The 19,497-nt window shown below is 58.3% G+C and carries 21 protein-coding genes and 1 pseudogene; 3 read left to right on the top strand and 19 right to left on the bottom strand.

All coding sequences use genetic code 11. The features are described 5' to 3' along the window. Positions 1-345: 345 nt before the first annotated feature. From ASE26_RS17505 to ASE26_RS17475, 9 genes are all read right to left on the bottom strand, one after another. Positions 346-981: a hypothetical protein gene (locus ASE26_RS17505; protein WP_156398034.1), complete on the bottom strand. Its 636-nt coding sequence runs from the start codon at positions 979-981 to the stop codon at positions 346-348. Between the two features lie 879 nt (positions 982-1,860). Continuing rightward, a complete protein-coding gene (locus ASE26_RS30695) occupies positions 1,861-2,340 on the bottom strand; it encodes a hypothetical protein (protein WP_156397950.1) in 480 nt (159 codons plus the stop codon). Beyond that, entirely contained in the window at positions 2,333-2,551 is a 219-nt protein-coding gene (locus tag ASE26_RS30690; RefSeq protein WP_156397949.1) for a hypothetical protein, read from the bottom strand. Before ASE26_RS30690 ends, ASE26_RS30695 begins: the two co-directional genes overlap by 8 nt. A 322-nt stretch (positions 2,552-2,873) precedes the next feature. Continuing rightward, positions 2,874-3,260 carry a hypothetical protein gene (locus ASE26_RS31215; protein WP_200953784.1) on the bottom strand — a complete coding sequence of 129 codons (387 nt, stop codon included), beginning with the start codon at positions 3,258-3,260 and terminating at the stop codon, positions 2,874-2,876. Between the two features lie 477 nt (positions 3,261-3,737). Continuing rightward, positions 3,738-4,148 carry a hypothetical protein gene (locus ASE26_RS17495; protein WP_156397948.1) on the bottom strand — a complete coding sequence of 137 codons (411 nt, stop codon included), beginning with the start codon at positions 4,146-4,148 and terminating at the stop codon, positions 3,738-3,740. Beyond that, positions 4,129-4,440 (bottom strand): hypothetical protein, encoded by a 312-nt coding sequence (locus tag ASE26_RS17490; RefSeq protein ID WP_055928805.1) that lies wholly within the window; start codon positions 4,438-4,440, stop codon positions 4,129-4,131. Before ASE26_RS17490 ends, ASE26_RS17495 begins: the two co-directional genes overlap by 20 nt. A 474-nt stretch (positions 4,441-4,914) precedes the next feature. Next, on the bottom strand, positions 4,915-6,450 hold the full coding sequence (locus tag ASE26_RS17485) for an IS1182 family transposase (RefSeq protein WP_057246628.1): 1,536 nt from the start codon (positions 6,448-6,450) through the stop codon (positions 4,915-4,917). A gap of 134 nt (positions 6,451-6,584) precedes the next feature. Then, the gene (locus ASE26_RS17480; RefSeq protein WP_156397947.1) at positions 6,585-6,887 is read right to left on the bottom strand and encodes a hypothetical protein; all 303 of its coding nucleotides are present in this window, start codon (positions 6,885-6,887) and stop codon (positions 6,585-6,587) included. Between the two features lie 193 nt (positions 6,888-7,080). Further along, entirely contained in the window at positions 7,081-7,371 is a 291-nt protein-coding gene (locus ASE26_RS17475) for a hypothetical protein (protein WP_055928796.1), read from the bottom strand. 419 nt (positions 7,372-7,790) lie between these two features. On the opposite strand from ASE26_RS17475, the pseudogene ASE26_RS17470 reads away from it, so the two are divergent. Further along, positions 7,791-8,755: pseudogene (locus tag ASE26_RS17470) on the top strand (integron integrase). Here ASE26_RS17470 and ASE26_RS17465 read toward each other — a convergent pair. The 10 genes from ASE26_RS17465 to tyrS all read right to left on the bottom strand — a co-directional run bounded on the left by ASE26_RS17465 (position 8,752) and on the right by tyrS (position 16,712). Further along, on the bottom strand, positions 8,752-9,264 hold the full coding sequence (locus tag ASE26_RS17465) for a GNAT family N-acetyltransferase (protein WP_057246627.1): 513 nt from the start codon (positions 9,262-9,264) through the stop codon (positions 8,752-8,754). The pseudogene ASE26_RS17470 and the gene ASE26_RS17465 sit on opposite strands and share 4 nt — an antisense overlap. 9 nt (positions 9,265-9,273) lie before the next feature. Continuing rightward, on the bottom strand, positions 9,274-9,852 hold the full coding sequence (gene ruvA, locus ASE26_RS17460) for a Holliday junction branch migration protein RuvA (RefSeq protein WP_057246626.1): 579 nt from the start codon (positions 9,850-9,852) through the stop codon (positions 9,274-9,276). Between the two features lie 22 nt (positions 9,853-9,874). Continuing rightward, on the bottom strand, positions 9,875-10,411 hold the full coding sequence (gene ruvC / locus ASE26_RS17455) for a crossover junction endodeoxyribonuclease RuvC (RefSeq protein WP_055928784.1): 537 nt from the start codon (positions 10,409-10,411) through the stop codon (positions 9,875-9,877). Positions 10,412-10,556: 145 nt separating this feature from the next. Continuing rightward, positions 10,557-12,131, bottom strand: a complete 1,575-nt coding sequence (purH, locus tag ASE26_RS17450) for a bifunctional phosphoribosylaminoimidazolecarboxamide formyltransferase/IMP cyclohydrolase (protein WP_055928781.1) — start codon at positions 12,129-12,131, stop codon at positions 10,557-10,559. 90 nt (positions 12,132-12,221) lie between these two features. Continuing rightward, positions 12,222-12,455: a helix-turn-helix domain-containing protein gene (locus tag ASE26_RS17445; protein WP_028102293.1), complete on the bottom strand. Its 234-nt coding sequence runs from the start codon at positions 12,453-12,455 to the stop codon at positions 12,222-12,224. Between the two features lie 43 nt (positions 12,456-12,498). Next, complete coding sequence (dusB, locus tag ASE26_RS17440; protein ID WP_082507236.1) at positions 12,499-13,515, bottom strand: tRNA dihydrouridine synthase DusB; 1,017 nt, start codon at positions 13,513-13,515, stop codon at positions 12,499-12,501. A 74-nt stretch (positions 13,516-13,589) separates the two neighbouring features. Then, positions 13,590-14,231 carry a histidine phosphatase family protein gene (locus ASE26_RS17435; RefSeq protein ID WP_055928775.1) on the bottom strand — a complete coding sequence of 214 codons (642 nt, stop codon included), beginning with the start codon at positions 14,229-14,231 and terminating at the stop codon, positions 13,590-13,592. Continuing rightward, positions 14,228-14,842 carry a YbhB/YbcL family Raf kinase inhibitor-like protein gene (locus tag ASE26_RS17430; protein ID WP_057246625.1) on the bottom strand — a complete coding sequence of 205 codons (615 nt, stop codon included), beginning with the start codon at positions 14,840-14,842 and terminating at the stop codon, positions 14,228-14,230. The genes ASE26_RS17435 and ASE26_RS17430 overlap by 4 nt, the downstream gene beginning before the upstream one ends. Positions 14,843-15,036: 194 nt before the next feature. After that, positions 15,037-15,483 (bottom strand): D-aminoacyl-tRNA deacylase, encoded by a 447-nt coding sequence (dtd, locus tag ASE26_RS17425; protein ID WP_055928769.1) that lies wholly within the window; start codon positions 15,481-15,483, stop codon positions 15,037-15,039. Continuing rightward, positions 15,480-16,712, bottom strand: coding sequence for a tyrosine--tRNA ligase (gene tyrS / locus ASE26_RS17420; protein WP_057246624.1), 1,233 nt, complete (start codon positions 16,710-16,712; stop codon positions 15,480-15,482). The genes dtd and tyrS overlap by 4 nt, the downstream gene beginning before the upstream one ends. Positions 16,713-16,868: 156 nt before the next feature. On the opposite strand from tyrS, the gene ASE26_RS17415 reads away from it, so the two are divergent. Beyond that, positions 16,869-18,251: a M23 family metallopeptidase gene (locus ASE26_RS17415; protein ID WP_055928764.1), complete on the top strand. Its 1,383-nt coding sequence runs from the start codon at positions 16,869-16,871 to the stop codon at positions 18,249-18,251. Positions 18,252-18,345: 94 nt separating this feature from the next. Next, a complete protein-coding gene (locus ASE26_RS17410) occupies positions 18,346-19,437 on the top strand; it encodes an anhydro-N-acetylmuramic acid kinase (RefSeq protein ID WP_057246623.1) in 1,092 nt (363 codons plus the stop codon). Positions 19,438-19,497: the final 60 nt, after the last annotated feature.

Here is a 19,497-nt window from a genome sequence, read left to right as displayed (position 1 = left end):
TGAGTGCTAATTTGATGCTTTCGGTTGTGCATATTGGGGACCTACCGCTGTACTCTAAATTATATCGGGTAGGTGTCTCAAGTTATATTGGCACAGAGGGAATGCGGCTGTAGTCGACAATGGGCCAGTCTGGTTTGGGGGTACTCACGCGATTGAAAATCCCGTATAAAGCGCCAGAAAGACCGCAGGACTTCGACGCGAGTTCCCTAGAGGGCTCGAGCCATCGGTTTCAATCAACCCTAACGTGTGTCAACCGGCGTAAGCGCTTTGCGCTAAATAATGAACCGCGTCGCTTCCGGCCACTCCGCGATGAGCGCCATTAGTGCGCCATCGTTTGGCTACCGTCTAGACTTCTGCGCCGCGCTTGCTCGGGACTAGCCCATGAGCCTTCAGCACCTTTCCAACTTTCTCTGGATTCTTGAGAACTTCCCTGTAGATCCACGTGTAGTGGTCCTCCGACCAGAAACTCATCACTTCGCGTGCCTTGAGCTCACCCATCAAGCTTTGGTTTGCCCGGTACTCCAAGTAAATGACGAGCAAGTGCTCATAGTTGCCGTCCTTATCAGATGACCCTTGCGGGAAACCTACTGGAACGTGCGGATAGATACGCTTTAGTTCACGAGTGGCAGCCAAAGTTTCGGCCGGATGTTGCGAAAGGAACCAGTGCAGCTGCTCATGTAAGTACGTGGAGAGAAGTAGTTCATCGTCATTGACGTGCCGCGCGTGCAATGTGAGAACCGGATGGCTATGAGGAATTTCCTTCTCATCGATCACAACCGAACGCGCGAACGTCCAGCGCGACAGGTCGTATTCCGTCAGGATGCGCCGAAGCTGTTGCTCTGTTCTTCGTTCTGACTTGGATTCGTTTGCGAGCTTGATAGAGATCTCGTCGCTCGCGTCGGCAATAGAGCCGATTAGCAGCATACCAAGAAGGAAGAGCGAATGAATAGTGCGTTTCAGCGGAAGAGTAAGTGAGTGCATAGTTATCTTTGGATGTGAGGGGCTAACGTGTGGGGTAACTGACTGCAGCAACGCGCGGCTATTCAGTACCACTCACCGTCGTTTCCCTGGACTCGCGCCGAAAGCTTCTTTGCGACTGCTTTCATTTTCGCGATTGCGTTCTTGCTTGGATTCTTGACGGTGATCTCGCCTCGAAAATTGCGGAAGTAATGTTTTCCCCCTGACGTCGGTTCGATCCAGGAAGCCATCAAAGGGTTAGCCACCTGAATAATTTCGTGCGTATTGGGAGTCCATATATGAATGGTTAGGGCAAAACAGGTCTCCGTTCGTACTTTCCGACCAACCAAACCTTTCGGCCTCGAGCGCAGCTCGTTCGGCCCATTCCTCCATGGGGTCAATAGCTGGTTCTTGCGCAACGAAGATCTCTTTGCAACCGGAGTGATCACAGCAAACGACTAGTTCGGTGTAGAGCTTCAGAACGAGCGATGATTTCGGCATTGCCAATAGGCCTAACGTGAAGGTGAGCGGCGCAGCGTCCAACGACCGAAGGGAGCGAGCTCGATCGCAAGGATAGCCCGCGATGATCGCTGGGAATCACGTGCCATTTCTTGAGCTCCAACCTGTGTATTTTCGGTAGAAAACGAAGGGAATACCAACAATTGCCGCAATGAACAGCGAAATTACCCAAAAGAAGACGAAGATTTTGACGTGGACCGTACTAGGGGGATCAGCAAATGCAAGGCACGCAAGTGCGAAAACAAAAGGGCTTGATGTCGAAGCCACTGCGCAGCCGATGAAATAGCGTCTGAGCAGGAAATGAGATAAAGCAGCAACGAGAGCGGAAACAAGAAGATAGACCTGTACTCCGGCGGGTAGTGATGACATAAGTAGGCTCACGTTTCAATTCAGCCGCGCCGAAGGCGTCGGCTGGAATGCATTGTTCGACGTAATGAGCTTCGATATCCAAGGTAAATCTGCAAACCCAAGTTCCAAAACAAGAAGTAATTCGTCAAGGACATTCGGAAGAACAAGATCACGGTCCACTCGCGCAATTGTACCGGCGAGGCGCGGACGTTCTGCGTATTCGATGAGCTCGACAACGACGCCAGACGGTAACTGAATCCCAATAGCTGTCCAAGGCCCAAGTCCAGGTTCAACACCGGCTGTCGCTGTTGCGCCGACCGATGCGGCCACCTCACTTGGTGTTATAAGTAATAGCGCAAGATCCAAGCTGTCCCCACTTGGCCAGGAGCACGCATATGGAGCAAGTAAAACATTAAGCCTTCGAATATCCATTGCTAGGCCGCCGAACCGTTCAAAATAACCGGCGCGCTTTAGCGCGTCCGGGTTGATTGCAAGGTTGGGCCATAGCTTAGCCATGACGCAAACCAAGTAACACAGAAATGCCTAAGGCGGCGACGACTGCGCCTGTGCACCCGAAACCTATTACAAACGACCAAAATAAGATGGGCCGTTCGCTCGCAGAGGTGTGACCGCCGCCTTCCCATTCAATTTTGCGTTTTAGCGCGGAAACAATGCATACCGCGACGATGACACCCCCTGCAATCAATTGTTCCCAAGCTTCGTTCATGTCGATACCCAATCGGGATAGGGAGACACCTCACGATGCCCCTCCTCCCACACCACCGTGCATACGGATCACGTACACGGCGGTTCAATGAAAATAATTCCTACCTGCCCACACGAGACGGTAGCCCTAGATTGCGGAAGTACTGCACCGGCAAAGCCAGTGCCAGCGCCGGGGTATTCGACAGCCTCCATGGGCCATGCGCCGACTTGCGGGTATTCCATGCATCCCGCACGGACACCCCGCGTTTGCGCAATTCCCGATAGCCGCCCCTGTCCCATTGCTTCCAGATATAGCATCGTAACTCCCATTGCGCTTGAACGACTTACGCAATAGCTTGTTGGATGAACCGGTCCAGCGCCGTCGGAATACCTAGCGCGCGCATTCGTCCGTCTGGCTTGGGTATTTCTACGCGGTGCACTGCGCTCGGGCGGTAAGTCCCGGCTAGCAGTTCGCTGCGTATCCTCGGCCAGTGCTGTTTCAGGTATTGGGGCAGGACATCGACCGTCATGCCGTCGATGCCGGGCGCGCCTTTGTTCTGGCGTACTTGCTTTAATGCGCGTTGCAGGTTGGTGCGTTCGAGTACGCACGCCAGCAACGTTTCGGGTGAAATCGGCTCGGGGGTCGGGCTTGATCCAGCAGCTGGTTCATCCTGCGGTGTTGCTGCAGCCTGCTGTCGCAGGTGGTCAGATGCAGTCCAGTCACTCTTCACGCCAGTCCTTCGCCTTTCATTGTTCCGGCCTTCAGCGCCTGCCTTGCGCCTACTATGCCTTCTGCTGTCTTCTCACGGGCGGTCAATGCTGGTTGCCCGGCACTCAGCGCCTGCCGCTTTGGCGGGCGCACCCGTGAGATCTCCCGAGGTAAGACACGTCACTGTCGCTGCGCGAGCGCCGGATTTACAAAGTGCATCCAGTTTTGCAGATGGAGGGCTTCGCGGTTACGTGCCCGCTCGCCCCGAATGCACCACGCCTACCATCCGGTTCTTGTTCATCGCCCCGCAGCTTTGGGTTCGACTTCCTTCAGACCCTACCTCGCGGTAACGCCCTTGCCGTCTCCCTAGCCTTCGGCTCTGCTTATACCCGGCTGCCGGACTTACACCGACATAGTTACGTGCCATGCTCGGCACACACGTAGAGGTGAGCGGCCGCCGAAGGCGGTCCGCTCGACCGCCATGTTAGGCCTTTTGGTTTTATGCACTAGGTTCATATTCATCCAGGGACAGTCCAGCTTGCCTTTGGAGATAGGCAGCACAATCTCGTGCGTCAGCAACCGAGGAGCACACGATCCCCGACAAGATGACCAAGTGTCTGCCATCCGTTTCAGTCACACTCATGATGTGACTCTGCTCCGGCGTGAAATAGGTGGGCCTTTCGGCCAACCAATCAGCAGGCCAAAGAAAGGCGGCCTGCACCTTAGGAAGATCGGTCACGTCGAATTCACCCGAGACGTTGCCGAAAGCCACGGTCGGTGACGAAAAGATTGAAATGTCTATCCAGATCCGCATCTGCAGGGCTAACGTTTTGAATTCAGCGGCGCCGCAGGCGTCCGCTGGAATGATTGGTTGGGCGCAAAAACGTTCATCATGCGACGTTGAATTCACCGTGAAATGTCTTTGGCCATACCACCGAGTACTCGTCCGAATTCAGCGACCGATATGCAGCAACAACGTGGTGAAGCAGGCCGACATGCGAAAGCAAATCAACACAACGTTCGAAGGCCAAATTCGGATTCGCGGTAATGATGAAGAAATTGATCTCGCCCGAACCGAAGTCATGGCCATCGACGTCACCGGCACCAGCCAGCTCAGAAATTAGTCGGTCCTCGAATTCGAGCAAGGCGTCAAACCCCTCAAGCGAATCCGCTGGAACCTGAAGCACTAGTTGATATTGCATATGGCCCAACGTGTGCGATAACCGGCGGCTGGAGCGCGCAGCGCGTAAGCCGTCCGGTTGATTAATTTGTTAGAGCTTATTCGACAGGATCTTTGAGCCATGCTTCGAATGCTCCGCGAAGAACTTGTTTCTGATCTGGACGATAGCCCGGAACTGATTCGAACACATCGGCGTCAAGAATAGAGGTGATTTCAGAGCGATCAAAACTCACGTCCGACTCTCGAAAGTCATTGTGCCACACCACGAGCCGCGAATCGTTTCGCTCGAAGATGTACCACTCACAGGTTCTTGAGTACCGCAGGTATGCCATAGCTCTAACGAGGCTGTAGGAAAACCCCGATTTGGCGCGCAGCAGCGCCCCAAGTCCCGATTCTTCGTTTCAGCTCAGTTGATTTTTTAAACATTTCAGCAGTTTGCCGCAAACGCTGCCTTTCAGGCAAGAAAAGGCGAGAAATAGCCTTCTAATCGCCCCTCTCAGGCCGCGTAACCGCTTCGCGCCAGCTTCTCTATGTTGTGCACCAAGCAGAAAAGGTGCCATTGCGTGTTAACCTTTGGCTGCCCCCGCAAGGTGAAGCGGTCAAGCCGCTTATTGAATCGCAAGTTGGCAAAGACCGGCTCCACGGTCACCATGCGCTGGCTGTAAAGTGCGCGTCCACGCGGTGTATCGATGGCCTGCCGCATGCGCTGCGTGTAGGTCAATGGCGATGCCTGGCCCTTCCTGAAGAACGCCACCTGCCGAACCTGAGTTCGCTCCGGATGGCGTAAGCATTTCTCTCGCAGTGAGCAAGGCACGCAGCTTTGCTTAGCGCCGGTGAACTTATGGTGCTGCCTGCCGTTGACGGTGCAGTTCGTGCCATTGCTATAAAGGCGTTCCCCGGCTGGGCAGATGCAGGTATTAGTACTCTCATCAAGCTGGAAGTCGTCAGGCCGGAAGTGGCTGGCTTGCTTGGGCAGCTGCGCCGCGCGTTTGTCGTAAAGCGGATCGGGCTTGTTCTTGTACTTCTCCTGTCCTTTGAAGCGTTCATCGCGGCGGCGCATCAGGCCATCGGCAATCATCGCCGGAATTCCGGCGTTGTGCAGCTCGCGCAGGTTGGCTTCGCTGTGATAACCGGCATCGGCCGTTATGACAGTTCGCGCGTCTCGAAGTGAATCGGTGGCGCGCACGGTTGGCATCAGCGCGTTCTGCTCGCTGCCTGTTCCATGTGCTGCGGCCGCGACGATCACTTGGTGCAGGCTGTCGACCGCAGCTACGGCGGTGTAGCCTTGGATAACGCCTTTGGATGTCGCCATTTTGGCGCTCTCGTTGTCCGTGACGTTGCTCTTGCGGATGCTGCCTTTGTCGATTTTACGCTCTGGCTTTGTAGCGAGGAAGGAGCGGATGCGGTGCGCTTCGTTTTGCAGGCTTTCGATCCGGCGCTGCTGCCTGGTTTGATTGGCACCCTCGTCATCGGCGAAGGGACGATTGTCCTGGCCCTGGTGCGCCTTCAGTATGTCCTTGACGGCACGCTCCATTCGGAGTGCGCTGTGTGCCAATTCGGCGTGGGTGCCGCTGCGCTGCTTGGAGGCATTGCTGGGTAGCTTGACGCCGTCGATGGCGAACATTTGGCGGCCTATCAGTCCTTGCGCATCACAGGTAAGCAGGACTTGCGTGAAAAGTTCGGCGATCTGTGAATTCAGTTCGCGGATGAATTTGGCGATGGTTGTGAACTGCAGCGCACTGTCGCCGGAGATCGCCATGAACAGCACATTCTCACGACAGGCCCTTTCAATGGCGCGGCTGGAGACCATGCCACGGCTGTAGGCCAGGAGAATGATCTTGAGCATGACGGCAGGGTCATAGGCTGGGGCGCCGTTGGCGTCATTGCGATAGCGGTCGGCTAGCGCTGACAGGTCAAGCTCGTGGTCAATCAGGTAGTCCAGGGCGAACTCGAAGCTGCCGGGCAGCAGCTGTGCATCAAGGACTACGGGAAGAAATCTCGGACTGCGGTCAACAACCTTGTAGCGCGCCATTGCAAGCTCCATCAATTGCCTGGAGGTTCAACGCGCTAGCTTGGTCTGTCGTTTACTTGAGGACTAAAAATACAGCCTCAACGTCTCAAATCAGCGGCGCCGTTGGCGTCCGCTGGATTGCATGGTTCGGCGAATTACTTTGCATAGTTCTCACCCCAATTAATTTCATCAAGTATAGCGATGAAGCGGTCCCGATCCACAGAATTCACAAAGTACCACTCGTTGAAGCCAAAATCATAATCGGTCTTCTCGAACCAATAAGACGTCCAGTTTCCTGAGTGGTCGTGTGGTCCAGATTCGAGGCAGACCTGATACTCAGATTGAGCCTGAGTACACTCGCCGTCACAAGGACCAAAGTTTTTCCAACACCAGCGATTCGCGAAATCGAGCTCAGGATAAGAAACCTTCAGCATTACAGCGAATGGAAAGCGCTTCATTCGTTCGACACGGGAGGCCTCATCGGATGAAGCGTACTCAGCAGGATTCGAGCACTCAATCAAGTAGGCATCGAAGCTGGATCTTTCGAGGGTTCGTTGGACCGTGGTCATTGTTATCGGATTAGTTAAGAGGCCGAACGTCAGAATTCAGCGGCGCCGCGAGGCGTCCGCTGGAATGGATTGTTAGAGCGCTTCATAGCGAAGCCCCCTTCTTAAGGTTTGTAATAGCAACGCTGACGCTTTTGGATTTGCGATTCACACGGGCAGTGCTAATCACCACGGCATCTGACGGCCGTTCAGCCGCGATATAGAGCTCGAAGATACGGTCATCGCCCTCGAAAGAGGTCCCAAGCGTTAGTTTTTTTTCCCATTCAGCCGGAATACGCTCGTAACTTTCTAGCGCCTCGCGCGTGGCGACGCGCGCAAGTTCCTGTAACTCATCAAGTTCGGTTGGTGCCGTTGATATTCCTTTGACGCGTTCCATGTGGTGCGCTCTAACGTGATGCTAACCGGCGGCTGGAGCGCGCAGCGCGTAAGCCGTCCGGTTGAGCGGGAAGTTGGACACGCGTGTGAACTCGCAGCGAATGACCAACCGATTGCACATCCGCGAATGTGCCCGTAAAAACGCCAGCATACCGCACCGGCTCGCGCTTGCCTAAAGTGGTGGTGCCGCCAACGGCACAATCGCCACCGATAGCCATGGAGGGCGAGTAGCGGGCCTTGGAGCCAAGCGAAGAAGACGAAGCGTGCATCATGTTCACAGCGATGGCCAACGTAAAGTCGACGTCATATTGACGTTTTAATAAATTTCATTATGACGCCTAATGGCCTATTGATCAATGTCCAAACCCGCAGCCTGAAAGTCGATGAACATAATTCGTCCTAATACCGGAGAATTATGTCATGCCACCAAATGAGCCTAAGCTGCTGGACCAGGTGCGAGCATTGATCCGCACCATGCATTACAGCATTCGAACTGAAGAAGCGTACGTGGATTGGATTCGCCGCTTCATCCTTTTTCATAAGAAGCGGCATCCCTCCGAGATGGGGAAAACCGAAATCGAGGAATTTTTAACCCATCTTGCTGTTGACCGGAGGGTTGCGGCCTCGACACAGTCCCAAGCGAAGTCCGCCGTCCTCTTTCTTTATCAAAAGGTCCTGAGACTTGAGGTCGATTGGTTGAAAGACGTCGTCGCAGCCAAGCAGCCCCAGCGCCTGCCAACCGTTTTGACTGTCGATGAAACCAGAACCCTGCTTTCGCACATGAAGAGCGAAACCTGGCTAATCGCCTCGCTGCTTTATGGCAGCGGAATGCGCCTCATGGAAGCATGCCGCCTGCGCGTTCTCGATATTGACTTCGATATGCGGCAGATCACTATCCGCAGTGGTAAAGGTGCCAAGGATCGCGTGACCATGTTGCCCGGCTCTCTCATTGTTCCGCTCAAATCCCATTCGGAGTTGGTCAAGCTTCAGCATCAGCGCGACTGCGATCAGGGAGGCGGCGAGGTGTATCTTCCGTTTGCATTGGATCGAAAATATCCAGCTGCTGCGCGGGAATGGAAATGGCAATACATCTTTCCAGCCGACGGTTTTTCGGAAGATCCGCGCTCGGGAGCCCTCAGGCGGCACCACATCGATGAACAACGCGTGCAGCGCGCTGTGAAGCAAGCGGCGCAAGACGCAAATATCCAGAAGAAGGTCACGCCGCATACGCTGCGGCATAGTTTTGCAACGCACTTGCTGCAAAGTGGCACGACATTCGGACCGTCCAGGAACTACTCGGCCACAAAGACGTTCGTACAACCCAGATCTACACTCACGTGCTAAACCATGGCGGCAATGCGGTGCTAAGCCCCTTGGACCGTTAGGTGGCGAACCAGTACAGATAGAGTGCTGTTTCGCCGCTCACCTCCGGCTGGGTGCGATATGTCAGCTTGTCGAAGCCGCCGACTTCGAAGCCATTTCGGAAGTAGAGTTTGCAAGCAGCGACATTATTGGTCTGCGTTTCAAGACGAAGTCCCTTGAGTTGCTTCTCCAGCGCCCACGCTTTTGCGAAGGTGATCAATTCAGTGGCGATACCGTGTTGGCGAAACTCGCGGGCCACAACGATTTGCTCAATCGAACCGAGGCCGTTCCATGCCGCCGCAAGTTCGATCTTGCCGGCCAGGGTGCCGTCAACGAGTGCGCCGTACGACTCGACACCCTCCGCCGGTGAATCATCAGACTCATAGCTCTTGGTGAATTGCTCGACGCTTCGCGTAGACATGCGAATTTCGCCATCAATGAGGGAGATGTCGAACACTTCGTTGGAGGTGAAACCATTCTCTTCATGGTCCAGCCGGCACGGCCCCTCGTCATTAAGGCGGACGATTTCCATAAACAGCGTTTAGCCTTTGGACAATGCCTTGAGCGCCTGCTTGATGCCGTCGGAGACCGAGGAACCTGCGGGCACGGTCTTCAGCGCAAGCGAGGCTTCCTTGTCGGAATAGCCCAGCGCCAGAAGCGCGTTAAGGATGTCGGACTGCGAATCGTGGACCGGGTGCGCTCCAGCAGCGCCGATATCAGCACCGAGCTTGCCCTTCAATTCCAGCAGCAGGCGTTCCGCAGTCTTCTTGCCGATGCCGGGGATTTTCACCAGGCGGCCGGCTTCCTGCAGCGTCACGGCGTGCGCCAGGTCGGCAATCGATAGGCCTGACAGGATTGACAGCGCGGTGCGCGCGCCGACGCCGCTGATCTTGATCAGTTGGCGGAACACGGCGCGTTCTTCGGCGTTGCCAAAGCCGAACAGCAGGTGAGCGTCTTCGCGGATCGTCAAGTGCGTGAACAGGCTTACCTTCTCGCCTACGCCGGGCAGGTTGTAGAAGGTGGACATCGGCACGTCGACTTCGTAGCCGACGCCTTGCACGTCTACCAGCAGTTGCGGGGGATTCTTTTCGAGCAGGATGCCGGTGAGACGTCCGATCATTGTTCTTCCTTTTGGGGTGCGGTTAGCCCACCAGGCGGCCGCGCTTCATGCGTAGTCCGGACAGGGCGGGATGGGCGTTGGTGACGACGGCCAGTGTGGCCTGGCTGTTGGCATGGCAGATGGCGATACCGAGGGCGTCGGCGGCGTCGGTGCCGGGCAGGCCGGGCAGCGTAAGCAGGCGTGCAACCATGTCCTGCACCTGCGCCTTGGTGGCGCGGCCGGTGCCGACGACAGCTTGCTTCAGCTGCGTCGGGGAGTATTCGGCGACTTTGAGGTCGTGCGTCACCAGTGCGCAAATCGCGGCGCCGCGGGCTTGGCCGAGCAGCAGCGTGGATTGGGGATTGACGTTGACGAAGACTTTTTCGATTGCGGCGCAATCGGGCTTGTAGGTGGCGGCGACTTCGGCCACGCCATCGAGGATGACTTTAAGCCGCTGCGGCAGGTCGCCTTCGCCGCTCTTGATGGTGCCGGAGGCGATGTAGCGCAGCTTGTTGCCCACTTTTTGGATGACGCCAAAGCCAGTGGTGCGCAAGCCGGGGTCGATGCCGAGAATAATCATTCCCGGATTTTACGGCAGAAACCGGTAAGTCTGGGTCTGACCCAAGGGTCAGACCCGCTTTTTCACCGCCCGCGGCCGAAAAAATCACCGTCGGCCTTCGAACAGGCGGGTCTGACCCTTGGGTCAGACCCTGGTTTGCCGGTTTTTAGTGACGGAAGTGGCGGGTACCGGTGTACAGCATCACCACGCCGCGCTCGTCGGCGGCGTCAATCACTTCCTGGTCGCGCATGGAACCACCTGGGTGGATCACGCAGGTAGCGCCCGCATCAACCACCACATCCAGGCCGTCGCGGAACGGGAAGAATGCGTCCGAAGCCACAGCGGAACCTTGCAGCGACAGGCCGGCATTCTGCGCCTTGATCGAAGCGATGCGTGCCGAGTCGATACGCGACATCTGGCCCGCGCCAACGCCAAGGGTCATATTACCGCCGCAGAAGACGATAGCATTCGACTTCACGTATTTGGCCACGCGCCATGCAAACATCAGGTCAGCCAGTTGCTGCTGGGTAGGTTGCAGCTTGCTCACTACGCGCACTTCCGATGGCAGCACGTTCTTCGAGTCAGCCGACTGCACCAGCAGGCCGCCGCCCACGCGCTTGAAGTCCATCGCGTTCACGCCCTCGCCCAGTGGAATCTCCAGCAGGCGTACGTTCTGCTTGGCCGACATGATCTGGCGCGCTTCGGCGGTGAACGATGGAGCGATCAGTACTTCCACGAACAGCTTGGCCAGTTCGGCAGCTGCTGCGCCGTCCACTTCCACGTTGAAGGCGATGATGCCGCCGAAAGCGGAGGTCGGGTCGGTCTTCAGTGCGCGCTGGTAGGCTTCCAGTGCGTTCGCGCCCAGGGCTACGCCGCATGGGTTGGCGTGCTTGATGATCACGCAAGCGGTGGAGCCCATGGACTTCACGCATTCCCACGCTGCGTCAGCGTCGGCAATGTTGTTGAAGGACAGTTCCTTGCCCTGCAGCTGGCGGTAGTTGGCCAGTGCGCCGGCTACCGGAGCCAGGTCGCGGTAGAAGGCAGCCGACTGGTGCGGGTTTTCGCCGTAGCGCATGTCCTGCACTTTTTCGAAGGCCACGTTCAGGGTTGCCGGGTAGGCGGAACGGGTTTCGTGCTTGCGGTCCGGGCCCAGGCTGGAGAAGTAGTTGGTAATGGCGCCGTCGTACTGCGCGGTGTGCGCGTAGACCTTCTTCGCCAGGCCAAAGCGGGTTTCGTAGGAAACGTAACCGGGGGCGTTGTCGGTGCCCTTCATCTCCGCCAGCACCACGCCGTAGTCGGTCGGGTCGCAGATCACCACCACGTCCTTGTGGTTCTTGGCTGCGGAGCGCAGCATGGCCGGGCCGCCGATGTCGATGTTCTCAATCGCGTCTTCCAGCGAGCACTCGGCCTTGGCCACGGTCGCCTGGAACGGGTACAGGTTCACCACTACCATGTCGATGGTCGGGATGCTGTGCTCTTCCAGCTTGGCGACGTGCTCAGGGAAGTCGCGGCGGGCCAGGATGCCGCCGTGGACTTTCGGGTGCAGCGTCTTCACGCGGCCATCCAGCATTTCCGGGAAACCGGTGTAGTCAGCCACTTCGGTGACCGGCACGCCGTTATCGGCCAGCAGTTTCGCGGTACCGCCGGTGGACAGGATGTTGACGCCCATGGCCGCCAAGGCCTTGGCGAAATCCAGCACGCCGGTCTTGTCGGATACGGAGATGAGAGCTTGTTTGATCATAGCTGTGGGGGGAAGGTTACGGAAATCTGTACACACCAACCGGCCCCACGGGCCGTCGCGGCCAATAGGGACCGGGACGCGGAATCAGCCTTACAGCAGGCCGTGTTCCTGTAATTTCTTGCGCAAAGTATTGCGATTAATACCCAGCATCTGGGCTGCATGCGACTGGTTGCCGTCGGCGCGGCCCATCACCACTTCGAGGATCGGACGCTCAACGGTCATCACTACCATGTCGTACACGTTCGATGCTTGCTGCTCGCCCAGGTCATTGAAGTAGTCTTCCAGGCTTTTCTGGACTACTTCCTGAATGCTTTCTTTGCTCATTTTCTTATCGATCTTGCTAAATATTTGCCAATGCAGGCGCGGTTCACGCAGCCAGCGGTTCTTCGGCGAGGCGGTATTGTAACCGGTCGCCGTACTTCCATTGGGATTCGAAGAAACTGTCGACTGCGCGCAGTTGTTCTGCGGTCGACTCGAGGCGGTTCATCTCCTGCCGGAATTCCTCCCCGCCCGGGAGGTCGCGCACGTACCAGCCAATATGCTTGCGCGCGGTGCGCACGCCCAGGAATTCGCCGTAGAAGGCGTAGTGGGCCTGCAGGTGTTCGTCCATCAGCTTGCGTACTTCGGCCACCAGCGGCGCCGGCAGGTGTTCGCCGGTACGGAGGAAATGGTCGATCTCGCGGAAGATCCATGGGCGTCCCTGGGCAGCGCGTCCGATCATCACGGCGTCGGCGCCGGTCTTGTCGAGCACATAACGCGCTTTTTCAGGGGTAGTGATGTCGCCGTTGGCGACCACGGGAATGCTCACTGCGGCCTTGACGGCGGCTATGGTGTCGTATTCGGCGTCGCCGGTATAGCCGTCGGCACGGGTACGGCCGTGCAGCGTCAGCATCTGGATGCCGGCTTGCTCGGCGATGCGGGCGATGCGCAGGGCGTTCTTGTTTTCCCGGTTCCAGCCGGTGCGGAATTTCAGGGTGACCGGCACGTTCACGGCCGGCACCACCGCTTCCAGGATGCGCTGGACCAGGTCTTCGTGCTGCAACAGGGCGGAGCCGCACCAGTTGTTGCAGACCTTTTTCACCGGGCAGCCCATGTTGATATCGATGATCTGGGCGCCGCGGTCGACGTTGAACTTGGCGCAATCGGCCAGTTCTTCCGGCACCGCGCCCGCGATCTGCACAGCCTTCGGCTCCATCTCGCCGGTGTGGTCGGTGCGGCGCGACGACTTCTCGCTGGCCCACAGGCGGGGGTTGGATGCAGCCATCTCGGACACGGCATACCCCGCACCCAGCTCCTTGCACAATTGGCGGAACGGGCGGTCCGTCACACCAGCCATAGGCGCGACAAAGACGTTATTGCGGAGCTCGTGAGGTCCGATATTCACTTAACAAATCCGTAAGACAGTGCGGGAAAGGGGGCTATTTTAACCGATGCCCTGCCCAAAAACTAAGCACTTTTTTAAACAATGTCGTCCAGGCTGGTGGACAGGTGCGCAACCTCGCCCCATTGATCAAGCAATAACATCCCTTTATCAAAGGTAAATCGATTGATGCTCGCATTCTTGACCTGGAAATCGCGCGGGCCGTCGATCGACAGGCCCCGGGCGGCGCGGTAGGCGCATTCGAGCACGCCGCCATGGGCGACAATCAGGATCGATTGCTCTGGGTAGCGTTCGGCCCAGCGCGCAATGCCGTCCTGGCAGCGCTGGTAAAACTGGCGGAAGCTCTCCGCCAACCGCTCGCCGGCAGGCATCACGGCATCCACGTCCCTCGCCTGCCATTCCGCGAATTCGACCGGGTGGCGTTCGGCGATCTCTGTATATAGAAGGCCTTCAAAGGCGCCGTAGCCGCGCTCGCGCAGGCCGGGGTCGCTGTGCAGCGGCAGGTGGGGATGGTGCGCGGCTACCGCCTGCGCGGTTTGGCGGGCGCGTCCCAGGTCGCTGGAGATGATGGCGTCCAGCGGCTCGGCCGCCAGCGCGCGCGCCAGGGATTCGGCCTGGCGTTCGCCGATGGGGCTCAGGGGGATATCGGTGTGGCCTTGCAGGCGTCGCACGGCGTTCCAGGCGGTTTCGCCGTGGCGGATCAACAGGATTCTTGTCATTCAAATAGAGAGTAGCTACCGATCACCTGCGCCTCGTCGAGGATATGGCCATGGATGGCTTGCAGCACGTCCTGGCAGGTAAAGCGGCCTTCCAGCTCCAGGCGCGGGATGTCCAGCGCGTACAGGCGGAAAATGTAATGGTGGGGGCGTTCGTCGTTCCATGGCGGGCATGGGCCGTCGTAGCCGTAATAGTCGCCGGCCATATCCTTGTCGCTCGCGAACCAGCCGGTGTAGTCATTGATGCCGTGGCGCAGGGGCGCTGGCAGGGTGGCCGGTTTGCCTTTGGGCGTGACTTCTTTCGAGAATTCGCCGGCGGCGATGCTGTTGCGGCTCGGGGGGATGTCGACCAGGGACCAATGGTAAAAATCGGCGCGCGGCATCGATGCCGGGAGCGTGTGGCCTTCCTGGTTGACGTGGGTGCCGTCGGTCGGGGCGTCGCCGTCGATGCAGAGCAGGACCAGGGATTCGGTGCCTGAAGGGACTTCGGACCAGGCCAGGTGGGGGTTCTTGTTGGCGGACAGGCGCACTTTCGTGGCCTTGTCGCGCACGGCGAAAGCAAAGTCGCCGGGGATGGCGGCGCCATTCTTGAAGGAATCGCTCCAGATTTTCATCTTTGTCTCCCAGCTTGCTTTTTTAAACCGGTAAACCTGGGTCTGACCCGCAGGGTCAGACCCTGTCTGCTCACCTGCCTGGGGGCGGGTTCGAGGCTTTTGACTTTCGGCGAAGATCAAAGGCCTCGAACCAGCACTGCGGCAGTGGCACAGACGGGGTCTGACCCTGCGGGTCAGACCCCGGTTTACCGGTTTTATTTAGGATTCACCTGCAACCAAAACGTCACCGGCCCGTCATTGGTCAGCGACACCTTCATATCCGCCCCAAACACGCCCGTGCCTACAACCGCGTGCCTGGCACGGGCCTGCGCAACAAAATACTCAAACAAGCGCTTGCCATCCGCCGGCGCAGCCGCCGGGCTGAACGAAGGCCGCGTGCCCGAATTGGTATCCGCCGCCAACGTAAACTGCGGAACCAGCAGCAATCCACCCGCGACATCCGTCACCGACTTATTCATTTTGCCCGCATCGTCAGAGAACACGCGATACGACAAAAGCTTGGCCAGCAACTGGTCCGCCTCCTTCTCCGTATCGCCCTTCTCAGCGCACACCAGCACCATCAAGCCGCCGTCGATGGCGCCGGTCGTCTCGCCATCGACAACAACCTTGGCGGATGAAACCCGCTGCAGCAGCCCGATCATGCCGACAGGGTCACTTTAGCAAATTTACGCTTGCCGACCTGCAGTACGAACACGCCTGCCTCGATTTTCAGCGCCTTGTCGGAAATAACGGTGCCATCAATACGCACGCCGCCCTGGTCGATCATGCGCAGCGCCTCGGAAGTCGAAGCACACAGGTTCGCCTGCTTCAACAGCTGGCCGATACCGACCGGCGCGCCGGACAGGGCCACTTCCGGCACGTCGTCCGGAATCCCGCCCTTCGAACGATTGACGAAGTCCGCCAGCGCATCTTCCGCCGCCTGACGCGAGTGGAAGCGTTCCACGATCTCCTGCGCCAGCGCTACTTTCGCATCGCGCGGATTCGCGCCGCCTTCGATTGCCTTCTTCAGGCCGGCGACGTGCTCGATCGACTGCCACGACAGCAGGTCGTAGTAACGCCACATCATCACGTCCGAAATCGACATCACCTTGGCGAACATGGTGTTGGCCGCCTCGGTGATACCAATATAGTTGTTCTTGGACTTGGACATCTTCTCGACGCCGTCCAGGCCTTCCAGCAGCGGCATGGTCAGGATGCACTGCTGCTCCTGGCCGTAATCCTTTTGCAACTCCCGGCCAACCAGCAGGTTGAACTTCTGGTCGGTACCACCCAGCTCCAGGTCAGCCTTCAGCGCCACCGAGTCGTAACCCTGCATCAACGGGTACAGGAACTCGTGTACGGAAATCGGGGTGCCGCTCTTGAAACGCTTGGAAAAGTCGTCGCGCTCCATCATGCGCGCCACGGTGTAGCGCGAGGACAACTGAATCATGCCGCGCGCACCCAGCGGATCGCACCACTCCGAGTTGTAGCGGATTTCGGTCTTGGCCGCATCCAGCACCAGCGATGCCTGCTTGAAATAAGTCTGGGCGTTCAGCTCGATCTGCTCGCGGGTCAGCGGCGGACGGGTCACATTGCGGCCCGACGGGTCGCCGATCATCGAGGTGAAGTCGCCGATCAGGAAGATCACCTGGTGGCCCAGGTTCTGCAACTGGCGCATCTTGTTCAGCACCACGGTGTGTCCCAGGTGCAAGTCCGGAGCGGTCGGGTCCAGGCCAAGCTTGATGCGCAGCGGCACGCCAGTCTTTTCCGAGCGCGCCAGTTTTTGAGCGAATTCGCTTTCGATGATGAGCTCGTCCACACCACGCTTGGTGATGGCGAGGGCTTCCTGCACGCTGTCGCTCAAAGGCAGGATTTTGTTGTCTGTATCCATTTTTCCCGAAAATCTCTCAAATTGTTGGCACGGCTCAGGACTTTGTTATAATGCCCGATCCCATCAATCTTGCCCGATGAAAACGAATTAAATCAACAACTTAGAACAAAATACCAAGAATCCTAAAAGTTCAAGCGGCAAATTTTAACTGATTGCATGAACCCTATAAACAAGTTCACAAGCTCACGCTTGCACAATCTGCTCGGTTCGACGCGTAAGTCGCGAATCATTAGCGCATCGGCGATCTTCCTCGCCGTCTGCGCTTTTGGCGCGGCCGGCGTGGCCCCGCTCGCCCCTGACGCGAGCGACCTGCCCGTGAAGACCATTGCCCAGGATATCCAGTTACCTGACTTGTCCTCGCAGATCACCGCCCTGCAGCAGCAAGAAGCTTCCCAGAAATACGTCCACGAAGAAAAGGTCCGCGCCGGCGACACGCTCGCGACCCTGCTCAATCGCCTGGGCGTGGAAGACGACGCTGCAGAAAACTTCATCAAGAAAGACAAGACCGCGCGCGCCATTATGCAGCTGCGCAGCGGCAAACGCGTGCAGGCGCAGACCGACGATAACGGCAACCTGCTGTGGCTGAAGGCCACCGTTGTGGACGGCAAAGATAACCCCGTCAAGAATATTATGGTCTCCCGTTCGGGGGACGCAGAGTTCACGGCCGAAGAGACCGCCGCGAAACTGGAACGCCGCGTTGAGATGCGCGCGCGCGAAATCACCTCTTCGCTGTATGCCGCGACCGACTCCAGCTCCGACGGCAGCAGCCTGCCTGACACCGTTGTCGCGCAGATCATTGAAATGTTCTCCACCAACATCGACTTCCGTTCCGACCTGAAGCGCGGTGACCGTTTCAACGTGGTGTACGAAACCTTCTGGCAAGACGGCGAGTTCGTGCGTGCCGGCCGCATCCTGGCTGGTGAATTCACCAACAAGGGCACCACCTACCAGAGCGTATGGTTTGAAGACCCGCTGACCAAATCGGGCGGTGGCTACTTCAGCTTCGACGGCAAATCGCTGAAGAAAGCCTTCCTGAAATCGCCGCTGGAGTTCTCGCGTATTTCGTCCGGCTTCGGCATGCGTTCGCACCCGATCTCCGGCAACTGGAAGCAGCACAAAGGCACCGACTTCGCGGCCGCGACCGGTACCCCGATCCGCGCAGCCGGTGATGGCGTGATCGAATTCTCCGGCGTGCAAGGCGGCTACGGCAACGTGATCGTGATCAAGCACTGGGCCAACTACTCCACCGCCTACGCGCACATGAGCCGATTTGGCGCCGGCATGAAAAAGGGTGCCAAGGTCAGCCAGGGCGACATCATTGGCTACGTCGGCACCACCGGCTGGTCGACCGGCGCCCACCTGCACTACGAATTCCGCGTAGCAGGTGAAGCCAAGGACCCGAACAAGCTGAACATCACCGCCCAAGCGCCGCTGACCACGGGCGAACTGGCCCGCTTCAAGTCGGTAGCCGGCGACATGATCCACCGCTTCGCCCTGCTGCGCCCGAACGCCAACACCAGCAACCTCGCTGCCAAATAAAAAGTCGGGGTCAGCTCCGGCAATCGGACAAAAAGGCGCACTTTTGTGCGCCTTTTGTCCGATTGCCGGAGCTGACCCCGACTTACAATAAGGTATGAGCCTATATATCGGATTAATGTCGGGTACCAGCCTGGACGGCGTGGATGGCGTCCTCGTGGATTTCTGGGCAGGTGCCGCTCGCACCATGTCGGCGGCGTACGTGGAGTTCCCGCAATCGCTGCGCGACGAACTGATGGCGCTGCAGGCCCCCTCGCCGAACGAAATCGAGCGCGAGGCACTGGCTGCCAACAAGCTGGCTGAACTCTATGCGGATTGCGTGGCCGAACTGCTGGCCAAGGCTGAAATGAAATCGGCCGACGTGCGCGCCGTGGGTGCGCATGGGCAGACCATCCGCCACCGCCCAGAGCTGGGCTTCACGCGCCAGATCATTAACGCCTCGCTCCTGGCTGAGCTGAGCGGCATCGACGTCATTGCCGACTTCCGCTCGCGTGATGTGGCCGCAGGCGGCCAAGGCGCGCCACTGGTGCCAGCCGGCCACAAAGCCCTGTTCGGTAAGGAAGGCAAGATGCGCGTGCTGGCCAACATCGGCGGCATCGCCAACATCTCCCTGCTGCACAATGATGGCGCGGTAGGCGGCTACGACACCGGCCCCGGCAACGTGCTGATGAATGCCTGGATCTCGCGCCACAAAGGCGTGGAATTCGACGACAACGGCGCCTGGGCCGCCACTGGCAAGGAAGTGCCGGGCCTGCTGGCCGCGCTGCTGTCCGAGCCCTATTTCGCGCTGCCGGCGCCGAAAAGCACGGGCCGCGACCTGTTCCATGCCGACTGGCTGGACGCCCGGCTGGCACCCTTCGCCGGCGCCAAGCCGGAGGACGTGATGTTCACCCTGCTTCGCCTGACAGCGCTCAGCCTGGCGCGCGAGATCGGCCCGCATGGCGCAGACGCACTTTATGTTTGCGGAGGAGGTGCCTACAACGCCACGCTGATGCGCGAGCTGCAAGCAGAGTTGGGGGAGTCGACCGAAGTTCAGTCCACCGATGCGCTGGGTGTACCGCCCAACCGGGTAGAAGCGATGGTATTCGCCTGGCTTGCCCACCGTTTCGACGAACGCCAACCCGGTAACCTGCCATCCGTCACCGGCGCCCGCGGCGAGCGCATCCTCGGCGCCCTATACCCCCGTTAACGCACGAGCCCGTGTCACACCTTGGGGTCACACCCTAAGAGTGACACGGGCTCGGCCGCG

It is taken from the genome of Duganella sp. Root198D2 (assembly GCF_001428585.1).
Taxonomy (GTDB): domain Bacteria; phylum Pseudomonadota; class Gammaproteobacteria; order Burkholderiales; family Burkholderiaceae_D; genus Rugamonas.
This window is presented reverse-complemented; position numbering and strand designations above follow the sequence as displayed.

What these genes read in the sequence shown, in the direction of transcription:
- ASE26_RS17415 (WP_055928764.1), top strand. Translation starts at nt 16,869, where the DNA reads ATGAACCCTATAAACAAGTTCACAAGCTCACGCTTGCACAATCTGCTC.
- dtd (WP_055928769.1), bottom strand. Translation starts at nt 15,483, where the DNA reads ATGATCGGGCTGCTGCAGCGGGTTTCATCCGCCAAGGTTGTTGTCGAT.
- ASE26_RS17480 (WP_156397947.1), bottom strand. Translation starts at nt 6,887, where the DNA reads ATGAAGCGCTTTCCATTCGCTGTAATGCTGAAGGTTTCTTATCCTGAG.
- purH (WP_055928781.1), bottom strand. Translation starts at nt 12,131, where the DNA reads ATGATCAAACAAGCTCTCATCTCCGTATCCGACAAGACCGGCGTGCTG.
- ASE26_RS30695 (WP_156397950.1), bottom strand. Translation starts at nt 2,340, where the DNA reads ATGGCTAAGCTATGGCCCAACCTTGCAATCAACCCGGACGCGCTAAAG.
- ASE26_RS17505 (WP_156398034.1), bottom strand. Translation starts at nt 981, where the DNA reads ATGCACTCACTTACTCTTCCGCTGAAACGCACTATTCATTCGCTCTTC.
- ASE26_RS17475 (WP_055928796.1), bottom strand. Translation starts at nt 7,371, where the DNA reads ATGGAACGCGTCAAAGGAATATCAACGGCACCAACCGAACTTGATGAG.
- ASE26_RS17465 (WP_057246627.1), bottom strand. Translation starts at nt 9,264, where the DNA reads ATGGAAATCGTCCGCCTTAATGACGAGGGGCCGTGCCGGCTGGACCAT.
- ASE26_RS17485 (WP_057246628.1), bottom strand. Translation starts at nt 6,450, where the DNA reads ATGGCGCGCTACAAGGTTGTTGACCGCAGTCCGAGATTTCTTCCCGTA.
- ASE26_RS17435 (WP_055928775.1), bottom strand. Translation starts at nt 14,231, where the DNA reads ATGACAAGAATCCTGTTGATCCGCCACGGCGAAACCGCCTGGAACGCC.
- ruvA (WP_057246626.1), bottom strand. Translation starts at nt 9,852, where the DNA reads ATGATCGGACGTCTCACCGGCATCCTGCTCGAAAAGAATCCCCCGCAA.
- ASE26_RS17410 (WP_057246623.1), top strand. Translation starts at nt 18,346, where the DNA reads ATGAGCCTATATATCGGATTAATGTCGGGTACCAGCCTGGACGGCGTG.
- ASE26_RS30690 (WP_156397949.1), bottom strand. Translation starts at nt 2,551, where the DNA reads ATGAACGAAGCTTGGGAACAATTGATTGCAGGGGGTGTCATCGTCGCG.
- ASE26_RS17490 (WP_055928805.1), bottom strand. Translation starts at nt 4,440, where the DNA reads ATGCAATATCAACTAGTGCTTCAGGTTCCAGCGGATTCGCTTGAGGGG.
- ASE26_RS17445 (WP_028102293.1), bottom strand. Translation starts at nt 12,455, where the DNA reads ATGAGCAAAGAAAGCATTCAGGAAGTAGTCCAGAAAAGCCTGGAAGAC.
- tyrS (WP_057246624.1), bottom strand. Translation starts at nt 16,712, where the DNA reads ATGGATACAGACAACAAAATCCTGCCTTTGAGCGACAGCGTGCAGGAA.
- ruvC (WP_055928784.1), bottom strand. Translation starts at nt 10,411, where the DNA reads ATGATTATTCTCGGCATCGACCCCGGCTTGCGCACCACTGGCTTTGGC.
- ASE26_RS17430 (WP_057246625.1), bottom strand. Translation starts at nt 14,842, where the DNA reads ATGAAAATCTGGAGCGATTCCTTCAAGAATGGCGCCGCCATCCCCGGC.